12 protein-coding genes, 1 rRNA gene and 1 other annotated feature are annotated in these 11,986 nt (G+C 49.4%); all 13 genes read right to left on the reverse strand.

The window, feature by feature from the left end; translation table 11 throughout:
* Positions 1-125, reverse strand: a 16S ribosomal RNA gene (locus KB559_RS17100); the annotation flags it as partial.
* 395 nt (positions 126-520) lie between these two features.
* Complete coding sequence (locus tag KB559_RS17105; RefSeq protein ID WP_211023204.1) at positions 521-2,344, reverse strand: LysM peptidoglycan-binding domain-containing protein; 1,824 nt, start codon at positions 2,342-2,344, stop codon at positions 521-523.
* 184 nt (positions 2,345-2,528) lie between these two features.
* Positions 2,529-3,407 carry a branched-chain-amino-acid transaminase gene (ilvE, locus tag KB559_RS17110; RefSeq protein WP_211023206.1) on the reverse strand — a complete coding sequence of 293 codons (879 nt, stop codon included), beginning with the start codon at positions 3,405-3,407 and terminating at the stop codon, positions 2,529-2,531.
* Positions 3,407-4,300, reverse strand: coding sequence for a prephenate dehydratase (pheA, locus tag KB559_RS17115; RefSeq protein WP_211023208.1), 894 nt, complete (start codon positions 4,298-4,300; stop codon positions 3,407-3,409). The genes ilvE and pheA overlap by 1 nt, the downstream gene beginning before the upstream one ends.
* Positions 4,297-5,265, reverse strand: a complete 969-nt coding sequence (thrB, locus tag KB559_RS17120; protein ID WP_211023210.1) for a homoserine kinase — start codon at positions 5,263-5,265, stop codon at positions 4,297-4,299. Before thrB ends, pheA begins: the two co-directional genes overlap by 4 nt.
* Positions 5,266-5,376: 111 nt before the next feature.
* Positions 5,377-6,663, reverse strand: a complete 1,287-nt coding sequence (locus KB559_RS17125; protein WP_211023213.1) for a homoserine dehydrogenase — start codon at positions 6,661-6,663, stop codon at positions 5,377-5,379.
* Positions 6,664-6,706: 43 nt separating this feature from the next.
* Entirely contained in the window at positions 6,707-7,144 is a 438-nt protein-coding gene (locus KB559_RS17130; RefSeq protein ID WP_211023215.1) for an ACT domain-containing protein, read from the reverse strand.
* A 172-nt stretch (positions 7,145-7,316) separates the two neighbouring features.
* Positions 7,317-8,630: a GTPase ObgE gene (gene obgE, locus KB559_RS17135; RefSeq protein ID WP_211023217.1), complete on the reverse strand. Its 1,314-nt coding sequence runs from the start codon at positions 8,628-8,630 to the stop codon at positions 7,317-7,319.
* Positions 8,631-8,644: 14 nt separating this feature from the next.
* Positions 8,645-9,388, reverse strand: coding sequence for a Spo0B domain-containing protein (locus tag KB559_RS17140; protein WP_211023219.1), 744 nt, complete (start codon positions 9,386-9,388; stop codon positions 8,645-8,647).
* 215 nt (positions 9,389-9,603) lie between these two features.
* A complete protein-coding gene (rpmA, locus tag KB559_RS17145; protein WP_044481732.1) occupies positions 9,604-9,915 on the reverse strand; it encodes a 50S ribosomal protein L27 in 312 nt (103 codons plus the stop codon).
* Between the two features lie 19 nt (positions 9,916-9,934).
* Entirely contained in the window at positions 9,935-10,267 is a 333-nt protein-coding gene (locus KB559_RS17150) for a ribosomal-processing cysteine protease Prp (protein ID WP_211023221.1), read from the reverse strand.
* A gap of 13 nt (positions 10,268-10,280) precedes the next feature.
* Positions 10,281-10,592 carry a 50S ribosomal protein L21 gene (gene rplU, locus KB559_RS17155; protein ID WP_044481735.1) on the reverse strand — a complete coding sequence of 104 codons (312 nt, stop codon included), beginning with the start codon at positions 10,590-10,592 and terminating at the stop codon, positions 10,281-10,283.
* Positions 10,593-10,605: 13 nt separating this feature from the next.
* Positions 10,606-10,693, reverse strand: a sequence feature (ribosomal protein L21 leader region).
* A gap of 67 nt (positions 10,694-10,760) precedes the next feature.
* Complete coding sequence (locus KB559_RS17160; RefSeq protein WP_211023223.1) at positions 10,761-11,942, reverse strand: Rne/Rng family ribonuclease; 1,182 nt, start codon at positions 11,940-11,942, stop codon at positions 10,761-10,763.
* Positions 11,943-11,986: the final 44 nt, after the last annotated feature.

Raw genomic sequence — 11,986 nt, forward strand, 5'->3', positions numbered from 1 at the left:
ACGTGTTACTCACCCGTCCGCCGCTAACCATCAGAGGAGCAAGCTCCTCATCAAGTCCGCTCGACTTGCATGTATTAGGCACGCCGCCAGCGTTCGTCCTGAGCCAGGATCAAACTCTCCAATAAAGATGGAAGGAGTCTCAAACCCGAAGGTAAGAGGTGTTCCATCAAGGTGTTTGACTTGCTCATTTTGAAACTGACGAGAAAAATTAATTTCTCTATTTAATACTCACTCGTTGTTCAGTTTTCAAAGATCAACTTCGCTTTCGTTCGTCGCTGCGTTTCAGCGGCGACTTAAATAATATATCATGTTCTAGCGAAGAAAGCAAGCACTTTTTTGAAGAAGTTTTTCACTCTATCAATTTTTAAGCTAGCTTTCTTTTCCGGTAAAAGAGTTAGGCTCTCACCGGGATACTTACTATATCATAAATCTTTTAACGCCTCAAGCAATTTAATAGCTGAAATTAATGGAAGAACAACATAAAAAAAGCGGAGTCGCAAAACTCCGCTTTTTTCACTAACTATTCCTTAATCCACGGGTTCCGATTTTCAGAGCTGTTTCTAGCTCGCCCTGTTGCTTGGCGTTCTTTTTTTTCCGAGCTCCCTGAGGAAGATCCTGATCTCTTCTTGTTTGTTTTCCCCGAAACGGCACTCCCCGATACTTTTACATCCTTTTTCCCTTTAGTTTTAATCTTAGATTGGACTTCGGCAACATTCTCCGAGCCTTCTAAGCTCTGTTGCTCAACCGTTCCCGTCAACTCAGTGGCTACGGTGTTCCGGTCAAACAATACCGGTTCAGGAACGCCGAAGCCGCCCAGAGGAGCCATAGGGACATTCGGTTGAACCGGAATTCCCGCTACTCCCGGCATCCCAGACATTCCGGACATTCCTGGCATTTCAGACATTCCCGGCATTTCAAACATCCCTGGCATCCCAGACATCCCCTGCATTCCGGTCATTCCTGGCATTCCGGGAGCAACTTGCTCTCCCATAACTCCATACGGTTCCTGATAAGCAGGCGCATATCCATAGGGGTTCATGGCATTTGGATGCATAGCGTTTGGATGCATTGCGTTAGGGTGCATAGCATTTGGGTGCATAGCGTTAGGATGCATAGCATTTGGATGCATTGCGTTAGGGTGCATAGCGTTAGGGTGCATAGCATTTGGATACATCATTTCATGATGATATTCCTGAATAGGCATTGCTTGAGGTCCGCAACAGGTGGATGGTCCGTATGGAATCGGCCAGCCGTAGCCCTGCTGCTGATGCATTCCGCCATACATCTCATTCGGATGTACGGAATGATGCGGATAATTCTCGCCCATTAACGGATGCTGCCACGGAGATTCGTAATGCTTGTTATCCATTAGATGCTCCGGGCATGGCTCCATGGAATATCCCGTTACAGGCGCTTGATGGAACGGAGCGTTTGAAATTCCCGGATACTCGCCTCCAAAGGAGTGTTGCATTTGCATCCCCATTACCTGCTCCTGAGGCATTTGTGGAAAATCATAATATGAGGACACCATCTCGGCATGCATTGGATACTGATAAAACAAATTTTCGTTCTCCATTTTTGGTCCCTTATCCGAACACCCGCATGGAGAGGAAGTATGGGCAGGAGCAATATAAACGGGTTGTTCCACCTGATAATGATAAGGAGAAGGGAGGACTGGATATTCTTGTTTCGGCGGACAAGGCGGCTCTTCTGCTTTAATGTGCTCGATCTTAATGTTCTCATATTGAATCGGTTCATAAGTAATATTCTCTATGCCGATTTCTACTTGGATCGGAACAGGGACGGGGGCTGGCTTCGGCGGCTCCACATTCTCAGGTGCCGGGGCCGGTAATGGCGCCGGGGCCGGAGCAGGAGCAGGAATTGGCTTAGTTTGTTCAGGTTTCTGCCCTCCCGCTATAGGTGCCGTATTTTTCTTTCCGGTTGGTCCGGACACAATCGGCGCCTGATTGGCATTGTTTTCATTTGCGGGAGGATCCGACGGCGCATTCTGTCCTTGGGTCGGAATATTAACGATTTCTCCAACCTTAAGCACATTGGGATCGCTCAATTGAGGGTTGGCTTGAATCAGGGACTGCAACGGAAGCCCCCAGGCTTTAGCCAGCTTCCATAAAGAATCTCCCTGTTTGACTGTATGCTTGTAGACATTGGCTCCTTCGCCATCAACCGGAACAGCGGACGACGGAATCTTTACCTTGTCGCCTAGATTGAGTTGATCCGGATTAACGATTTGCGGATTGGCCTCAATCAGCTTTTGCAAAGGCACCTGATACTTTTTTGAGAGATCAAATAAAGTGTCGCCCTTTTTAACAATGTGGATTTTCACGCGTTAAAGACCTCCTAGAATTCTTCTCCGGTACGCGACTCTCCCGCCCGGGGCCCAATTAATACATCCTATGCAGGAGCCCATGTTTTTGACATCCCCGCACAATAAAAAAATCCTATCCGTCTCTTCCGAAACGAACAGGATTTTGATTCAAAATTCTAAGAATACGCGCCTTGCTATGCAATTACCACACTTTTAAGCCGTCTTTGTCAACGATGCTGCGGAACTCTTCAAGCAGGTTCAACGTGATCGGGCCTGCATGACCTTCGCCAATAATCCGGCCGTCTACTTCGCGAACCGCAATTACTTCGGCCGCCGTGCCCGTCAGGAAAACTTCATCCGCTACATAGACATCATGAAGCGTGAACGGCTCCTCTTTAATTTTGAGGCCTTTATTGTTGCAAATTTCGATGATCGCCTGGCGGGTAATCCCGTCAAGAGCTCCCAAGTAACAAGGCGGCGTAGTAATCACGCCGTTCTTCACTACAAAAATATTGTCCCCCGAGCCCTCAGTAACGTAGCCTTGAGCATTCAGCATGATCGCCTCGCCCGCTCCCGACAGATTCGACTGGATTTTCACCAGAATATTGTTCAAATAGTTCAGGGATTTGATCTTCGGATTCAAGGCATCCGGGAGATTCCGTTTAGTGGAGACGGATACGGTCTTAAGCCCGGTTTTGTAAGCTTCCTCCGAGTAAATCGCGAGTTGCTCCACAATAATAACGACCGAAGCCTTCGGACAACGGTTCGGGTCGAGTCCCAAATTGCCCATCCCGCGCGATACGACCAGGCGGATATATCCATCGCGCAGTTCGTTGCGGCGCAGCGTTTCAACAAGAGCCTCCTCCATTTCCTGAAAGGTCAGCGGAATGTTGAGCATGATCGATTTTGCCGAGTCATACAGACGGTCCAAGTGTTCTTTGCATTTGAAAATATTGCCGTTGTAGATACGGATACCTTCAAATATCCCGTCACCGTATAAAAAACCGTGGTCGAATACCGAAACTTTTGCATTTTCCTTGGTTACGAATTGTCCGTCTAAATAGATCCATTGTTCTGCCATTATTTCTGCACCTCCGATTTTAATCCTTCATAAGTGTAACTGGGATAACTGCCCAGAATCCGTACCTGGCAGCCCAAAGCCTCAATTTCCCCGATCGCGGACGGAAGAAGCACCGAATCCATCGGAGCAAGCACATCCATATAAAAGTAATAATTACCCAGCCGTTTTTTGGTGGGCCGGGATTCGATTCGCGACAAGTTCAGTTTCCGCCAGGCAAACGCCGAGAGAACCTGATGAAGCGCGCCCGGAAAATCCTCGGGCAAGGTAACGAGAATGCTGGTCTTGGCCTCGGAAGGCCTAGAACCGATTTGCAAAGGCGACGGCCCGATCAACGCAAACCGGGTATAGTTATTGTCGTGGTCCGTAACCTTTTCCGCAAGAATATCAAGTCCGTGATGTTTGGCTCCTAAGGTGGTCCCTACCGCCGTCCAGCCGGATCCGGGATGCTGCTTTACCAGCTCCACGGCCTCGGAGGTGCTTCCTACATGCTCCAGCTCCGCATGAGGCATGCGGGACCGGATAAACTGCAGGCACTGCGCCATGGCCACCGGATGAGAGAGAACCTTCTTTACTTTCGAAAAGTCGATGCCTTCACCCGAAGAAGCTTCAAATTCGTTGCGATTGCCGACCAGATTTTGAATCGACGGATATACCCATTCGACCTGCATCGGAATGTCGACCTCATGGACAAGCCAGTCCATATGCAAACTGACCGAGCCTTCAATCGTATTTTCCATCGGAATCACGCTGTAATCGCTGATGCCGTTTGCGGCAGCCAAGAAAACATCCGAAATTTGCTTATAATGTAGCAGTTCCACCGGTTCGTCTCCGAACAAGTGAAGCACCGCCTCGTGGGATACCGATCCTGCCGGTAGCAATGCTATTCGTTTCATGCTTTTACTTCCCCTTTAATCATATCCAGTAATGAAGAGCCTTTAATCATAGTAAGCTCGGTAACGCCATGTGTGCAAGGTTTTAACCAAAGCGTCCTTGCCGTAATCCCTTCGTTCCCTAGCACACCCAACAAAAAGCTTCTAAGCTCTTCACCCTGATTATCCGTCCGGTCAACCAGTGCCAGCAACGTAGGACCGGCGCCGCTGAGGGCCGTTCCAAGCGCTCCATGCTCGGTCGCTTCCTCCAGAATGCGTCCCATTCCCGGGACGAGCGAGGCCCGATAAGGCTGATGCAGCCGATCCCGCATCGCATCCTTGATCAAATCCAACCGGCCCATGGTTAAAGCGGCGGTCAGCAAGGAAGCGCGGCTTATGTTATAGACGGCGTCGCTCATGCCAATTTGCTTGGGTAATACCTCTCTAGCTTTCGAAGTGGACAGCTGAAAATCCGGAATGGCTACCAGCACATCAAGCTGTTCCGGTGGTTCAATCCGCAACGCTTCTGCGTGCGCCCCGTCCCAAACAGCCGTGATGATTCCTCCGTATAGCGAAGCCCCCACATTGTCCGGATGATGTTCAAGTGCCGTAGCCATATTGAATAGTCGGCCAAGGCTCAGCGGCGAACCGATCAGCAAATTGGCGGCATACAGGGCGCCCACGATAGCCGAAGCGCTGCTTCCAAGCCCGCGGGTCAAAGGAATATCGGAATACATCGTAATTTCAAGCTCAGGAAGCGATACTCCCGCTTCATCAAACACGGATTGGGCTACTTTATAAAGCAAATTGCTCTTGTCCGTCGGCAGTCCATCCAGATTCTCGCCATGCAGGTGAAAAACGGTGGCTTTCGCCGGTTTCATTTCGATCCATGCATAGAGGGTGAGCGCCATGCCGAGAGTATCGAAACCCGGCCCCAAATTGGCCGTGCTTGCCGGGACTTTTACCCGGACCCCTTCATTCCGGATCATAGCGCACCTCCCCTCCATATTCTATACAAGTTTGTGTCATGCACATGCCGTTCATAAGATGAAACTCCTTTTATGAATATGGGATACTTATTTATATAAAATTCAGGTTTACTAGCCTTCTACGCGATATACGCTCTTAACCCGACGAATCACATCCAGGGTTTCGAAATGGTTCAGTACTTGATCCATACTAGCCTTGCTGGCGTTATGGGTAACAATCATAATTTCAGCGTCAGGAGTATCCACGTTAGGCGACTGGACTACCGATTCCAGACTTACTTCGTATTCAGCGAACACCTGTGTAATCTGAGCCAACACCCCGGCTTTATCAGATACCTGAAGCAGAAGGAAGTTTTTAAATGAGATCTGATCGTCATTTTTCAATTTTTTTGGTTTGTAAGGCACAATAGCTTTCAGACCGTTAACGCCCAGCTTCAGGTTCTTAACGACCGCGACCAGATCGGCAACGACGGAAGTGGCTGTCGGCATTTCGCCGGCCCCGGCTCCGTAGAACATCGTCTCGCCTACCGCTTCGCCATATACGTATACCGCATTAAACACTCCGTTCACCGCCGCAATCGGATGGCTCTTCTTCACCATGGTCGGCTGTACGGCGATACTGAACTCGTCATCCTGACGATCCGCGATCCCGAGCAATTTCATCTCATAACCGAGACGTTTTGCATACTGGATGTCTTCTTTGCTAACGGACGAAATTCCGCGAACCTGTACGTCCTGCAATTCTACATTTGTCCGGAACCCGAGCGTTCCGAGAATGGCCATTTTGCGGGCCGCATCAAGTCCTTCGACATCGGAGGTAGGATCCGCCTCAGCGTAGCCAAGTTCCTGGGCTTCAGCAAGGACGTCTTCATAGGAAGCCCCTTCCTGGCTCATCTTGGACAGGATATAATTCGTCGTCCCGTTGACAATACCCATGATTTTCATGATCCGATCCGAAGAGAAACCTTCAATCAAAGTACGTATGATCGGGATGCCGCCTGCCACGCTCGCTTCATAGAACACATCGCATTGCTTCTCCAGCGCTTTGGCCAAAATTTCAGATCCGTACAACGCCATCAGATCCTTATTGGCCGTAACGATGTGCTTTCCCCGGTCAAGGGCTTCCAGAATGTATTCTTTAGTGCCGGCAATGCCGCCCATTACTTCCACAATAACGTCGATTTCGGGATCGCGGATGACCTCCCAAGGATCTTCCGTCAACTTGCTTCGCTCTATTTCAATGTTCCGCTTCTTATCCAGACTCTTAACCGCTATTTTCTCAATGACGATCGGGGACCCGACTTGACTGCTCAAGTCCTCCTGATGTCCTTCAACAATCCGTACGACACCGGTTCCCACCGTGCCCAATCCAAGCAATCCTACTTTAACGGGTTTCATATTTTGACCCCTCCCTTGTAATAAATGGTAAAGAACGAATGACTTATCCCTGACCGACGATCTGCGTTTTTCTGACGCCGGGGGTGGTTTGAAGCAATTCCATCAAGGCATCCAATTCTTCCGTCAATCTGGAGGTTTCCACGGAAATAACCACATTGGCTCTGCCTTGAAGCGGTATGCTCTGATTGATCGTCAGAACATTTCCTCCCGAGCCGGCAATTAACGACAGCACTTTAGACAAAATACCCGAAGTGTGCTCCAGGTCAAAGGAGATAGTAACAATGCTGTCCCGCTCAATCTCATTTAATAGATGAATGCCATCTTTGTATTTATAAAAGGCACTTCGGCTCAATCCTACCTGGGCGACCGCTTCATGCACGGTTTTTACATCCCCAACAGCAAGAAGCTGCTTAACTTGCAACGTCTTGATGACAGCCTCAGGCAAAATATCCTCGCGGACCAGATAATAACGTTCCTTCACAAACGTCCTCCCCTTAGAGACTTATGTTTTCGTATAGTGGACATTATAACGGAAAGCTTCCCTTGAGGCAATCCACATTTGTGTAATAGGCGCTATTTATAAGAAAAACGGATACTATATCCTGCTCTAGGATAGTATCCGTTTCATGGTGTACATGGACCTGCATTGCATCTTAATAATAGTAGCTGCTGCCTTCAACAAATTCAAATTCAAAATCGCCGATGCGGACCAAGGTTCCGTCTTTGGCGCCCCGGTTCCGCAGCTCCTCGTCCACACCCATATGGCGCATAGTCCGGGCCAATTTCAAGATCGCGTCATGGGTATGAAGCTGCATACGCTTCATCATCCGCTCGATCTTAGGACTCTCGACGATAAACATCTCGTTCTCTCTCCGGATCGTGAAGCTGTTGTCTTCCGTTTTATCCAGTTTGTAAATTTTCCGTTCGCTGAGCTCCGTAACCTCTTCGATAGCTGGTGCTTCCGGAATTTCATCCAACATATCGGCAGCCCGGTAAAGCAGTTCTTGCACGCCTTGGCGGGTCAACGAAGAAATAGGGAGAATCTCCAGGTCCGGACGGATTTCCTTCACTTGTTCGCGGAACTTCTCCAGATTCTCCTCCGCTTCGGGCATATCCATTTTATTGGCGGCCACGATTTGTGGACGGCTCTCTAAATCGGTATTATAGAGCTTAAGCTCATCATTGATCTTCATCCAGTCGTCAAAAGGATCCCGCCCTTCGGAACCGGCCATATCAACCACATGAATAATGATCCGGGTGCGCTCCACATGACGCAAAAATTCATGTCCAAGCCCAACACCTTCATGAGCTCCTTCAATAAGCCCCGGGAGGTCGGCCATGACGAAACTACGGCCTTCACTGACATCTACGACACCGAGATTCGGCGTAATTGTTGTAAAATGATAGGCTCCGATTTTCGGTTTGGCTGCCGATACGACGGACAGCAGCGTCGATTTGCCGACGCTCGGGAAACCGACCAGCCCGACATCCGCCATCACCTTCAGCTCAAGCACAATCCAACGTTCCTGACCTTCCTCGCCATGCTCGGCCAATTCAGGGGCCGGATTGTTCGGCGTAGCGAAGCGAATGTTTCCGCGTCCTCCGCGTCCTCCTCTTGCCACGACGATTTGCTGGCCGTGATGCGTCATATCCGCCAACACTTCCTGCGTGTCGTCATCAATAAGGACCGTACCCGGAGGAATGCGTACTACCATACTTTCCGCATTAGCGCCGTGCTGGCTCTTGTTGCGTCCCTTTTCCCCGCGTTCCGCCTTGAAGTGACGTTGGTACCGGAAATCCATCAACGTTCTGAGGCCCTCGTCGACCCGGAATATGACGTCGCCGCCTTTGCCCCCGTCGCCGCCGGCCGGTCCGCCATCAGGCACATACTTCTCTCTGCGGAAAGCAACGATTCCGTCTCCGCCATCTCCGCCTTTAACATATATCTTTGCTTTATCTACAAACATGCATTCACCTCATTCTAGTTTGCGCAAGCTACGCGGAGTCTTAAGGATTCGGGTCTCGAATCGATCTGCTCCGCCAGCACTCTTTTGCCGGTATTCCATTCATTCAGGTGGCGTTTTAATATCTCTATATTGTCCAACGTATGATCTTGCCGTTCAAACATGGCCAGTACTTCGCCGCCTTCCCGGCAAATGGACAATTTAAGCTGCAAGACCTCTCCCCAGGAGGAACGTCCCGTAAACTGATAAGCCCGGATCGTCGAAATAATCGCTTCCGTGAATTGTTCCGCATCCTCCGCAGTCAACAGGTCTCCGAGTTGGAGGTCGTCCTGTATGCAAACTTCAAGCTGGACCGAACCGTTCATTTCCCGAAACGAGTGGAGGTAAAAAACAAGCGAAGGAATGCCTAACCTGGAAATTTTACTGTCCGCTGCCATCCGTTCCTTTATTCTTTCCACACAGCCCGCCAGTTTATCATACTTGCCCAGCTGGATATATCCGTATAAAATTTGCAGATCGTTCATCCAGTCATGGCGATGATGGCCAAGGGTAGCTGCAGCCGTCCGTTGAACGGATTCGAGCAGTTGCTTTCGCTCGTTTTCCGCCTGTCTGTTTACATACTTTACATACCCGAAAAATAGGAACAACAGGCATAAGCCGATAAGAGTATAGCCAGCCGGTGAATGAAAATAATACATAAGAACCAGACAAGCAATGGATAGCGCAGCCACGATCGCCGACGCCGTGAACCGATGTTTCATGAGTTACCCCGTTCCTCTAAACAGATTGGGCGAACCTTCCACCCTGACATCATTACCCAGTATATCACAAACCTTGTCCGAATAACGTTCCAAAATATATACTTTCTGCTTCACCCGGCGAAACAATTTCGGCTTATCATTCCATCATGTCAAAAAGAAAGCCCCCGGCATTCACATGCCGAGGGCTTTCGAAAGTTACAACCGAAGCGAAGCTCTTAAGCTTCTACTGCAGCCGCTACAGGAGCGGTTTCCACTGGGTAGACGCTCACTTTTTTACGGTCGCGACCCCAACGTTCGAATTTCACGACGCCATCCACTTTTGCAAACAGCGTGTCGTCTTTACCGATTCCCACGTTGGTACCCGGATGAATTTTCGTGCCGCGTTGGCGAACAAGAATGCTTCCGCCGGTAACGGTTTGACCGTCTGCACGTTTAACGCCAAGGCGTTTCGCAATACTGTCACGTCCGTTCTTCGTGGAGCCTACGCCCTTCTTCGAAGCGAACAACTGAAGATCCAATTTCAACATTGTCCATCTACCTCCTTCTTCAAATAATAACGTCTTTTATTTTAATATACGATCCGTATGAGCCTTCGATACTCTGAAGCATAACGACCATGGATAAGAGCAGCAATTGCACCTGTTCAGCCGCTTTCGGAGCAACATCCCCGGGAAGTTTCGCGTTCAGAAAGCCGTTTTTCATTTCGGCATCCATCACGGTTCCCGTCAGCGCCTCGATAGAATTCACCGTACCAACAGTAACGGCGGATACACCGGCACATACGATATCCTGTCCTGATTCGGCGTAGCCAGCATGACCTGACACTTCAAACCCTGTTATGTCGTTATCCCTGCCGCGCAGAATGGAGACGATAATCATCTACCGCACCTACTTACGCTTGGATTTTCTCGATGGTCACTTTCGTGTAAGGTTGACGATGACCTTGTTTTTTGTGGTAGTTCTTCTTAGGCTTGTATTTGTAAACGACAACTTTTTGGCCTTTGCCGTGTTTTTCGACTTTCGCCGTTACACTTGCGCCGGATACCAATGGAGCTCCCGTTACCAAACCTTCACCTTTAGATACTGCCAACACGCGATCGAACGTCACGCTTGCGCCATCTTCAGCGTTCAATTTCTCGATGTAAAGAACATCGCCTTCTTGAACACGGTATTGTTTACCGCCAGTTTCGATAATTGCGTACATTTGCTTGCACCTCCTCATGTCTCAGACTCGCCTGATTTAGGTGCCGTTGTCCTTAAGAACAAACGGACTTTCTAACCCGATCGGAGCGGTTACAGCATGTGTACAAGGCTAACTCATAACACATACCCTAATATACTACCATGGGTTCATTAAGAAATCAATCATCACCTAAAAAATAGGTTGCTCCCTCATTCTTTTCCGGGTCATTTCCAGCAATCCAAGCTTGGTCCAGCCTAATATATGATGCTGTGTCCGATCCCCGTTCAGCGAAGCTTCCAACGTATCGCACACGGCCGTACGATGATGCTCGCTGCTCATATCAATGAAATCGACAATGATAATTCCGCCGGTATCCCGGAGCCGGACCAGCCTCGCAATTTCCCGAGCCGCCTCCACATTCGTCCGAAATACGGTATCTTCCAAATTGTCTCCGCCGGTAAATTTCCCGGTATTCACATCGATCACCGTCAAAGCTTCCGTCGTGTCCCAGACCAGATATCCGCCTCCCGGCAGCCACACCTTGCGCTGAAAATCCTTATCCAGTTGCTGCTTGATTCCATAGTAATCAAATAGAGGAATATCGGCCTTGTAAATTCGGACATTCGGTTGTTTACCTTGCAGCATTGCCGCCAAAAAAGCAGTCGCCTCTCCGGCTTGTTCCGGGCAATCCATGATCAGCTCATCCGTTGCCGGGCTATACACATCCCGCATCAGCCGTTGAACCATGCTAAGATCATGATGTAAAGCGGCAGGGGCGGAAGCTTGTTCACCTTTAAGCAAAATCGTTCCCCATTGCTCTCTTAACTGGGCAAGATCCTCCGCGACCGCTTCTTTCTCCGCATATTCGGCAACCGTCCGCAGGATAAGCCCTTCTTCAGGCGTACGCAGCTCCTCCCCGATCTCTCTGAGACGGGAACGTTCTTCCTCTTGCCCGATTTTCTTGGATACGGCAACATACCCGGCTGACGGCATATAAACAAGCCAACGACCGGGTAGCGAATAGTGCGTCGTTACGCGCGCCCCTTTGTTTCCGATTGCTTCTTTAACTACCTGCAGAATTAATTCCTGTCCCGGCTTAAGCAAGTCCGAAATCGGAGGCTTTTGCTTAGGCTGTTTCTCCAAATGAGGATGCAATAAATCATCGATATATAGGAATGCATTCTTCTTCTGGCCGATATCAACGAAAGCAGCCTGCATACCGGGTATCACATTCATGACTTTTCCTTTAAAAAAACTGCCTACCAGTCCTCTTTTTTGAGAACGCTCCGCTGCATATTCCACCAATTTTCCTTCTTCAAGCAGCGCCATCTGGGTGGAATCAGGGCCGCAGTGAACAATCAACTGTTTCATTGACCTCACCCTCACTCTTACGTTCTATCCAAGCCGTCTTCTTC

Origin of the sequence: Paenibacillus sp. Marseille-P2973, from assembly GCF_018101095.1 — a bacterium.
In the GTDB taxonomy this organism is placed as follows: Bacteria; Bacillota; Bacilli; order Paenibacillales; family Paenibacillaceae; genus Fontibacillus; species Fontibacillus vini.

Excerpts from the sequence above, each read along its gene's own strand:
- ilvE (WP_211023206.1), bottom strand. The coding sequence starts at position 3,407 with ATGGCAGAACAATGGATCTATTTAGACGGACAATTCGTAACCAAGGAA.
- pheA (WP_211023208.1), bottom strand. The coding sequence starts at position 4,300 with ATGAAACGAATAGCATTGCTACCGGCAGGATCGGTATCCCACGAGGCG.
- thrB (WP_211023210.1), bottom strand. The coding sequence starts at position 5,265 with ATGATCCGGAATGAAGGGGTCCGGGTAAAAGTCCCGGCAAGCACGGCC.
- KB559_RS17125 (WP_211023213.1), bottom strand. The coding sequence starts at position 6,663 with ATGAAACCCGTTAAAGTAGGATTGCTTGGATTGGGCACGGTGGGAACC.
- obgE (WP_211023217.1), bottom strand. The coding sequence starts at position 8,630 with ATGTTTGTAGATAAAGCAAAGATATATGTTAAAGGCGGAGATGGCGGA.
- KB559_RS17140 (WP_211023219.1), bottom strand. The coding sequence starts at position 9,388 with ATGAAACATCGGTTCACGGCGTCGGCGATCGTGGCTGCGCTATCCATT.
- rpmA (WP_044481732.1), bottom strand. The coding sequence starts at position 9,915 with ATGTTGAAATTGGATCTTCAGTTGTTCGCTTCGAAGAAGGGCGTAGGC.
- KB559_RS17150 (WP_211023221.1), bottom strand. The coding sequence starts at position 10,267 with ATGATTATCGTCTCCATTCTGCGCGGCAGGGATAACGACATAACAGGG.
- rplU (WP_044481735.1), bottom strand. The coding sequence starts at position 10,592 with ATGTACGCAATTATCGAAACTGGCGGTAAACAATACCGTGTTCAAGAA.
- KB559_RS17160 (WP_211023223.1), bottom strand. The coding sequence starts at position 11,942 with ATGAAACAGTTGATTGTTCACTGCGGCCCTGATTCCACCCAGATGGCG.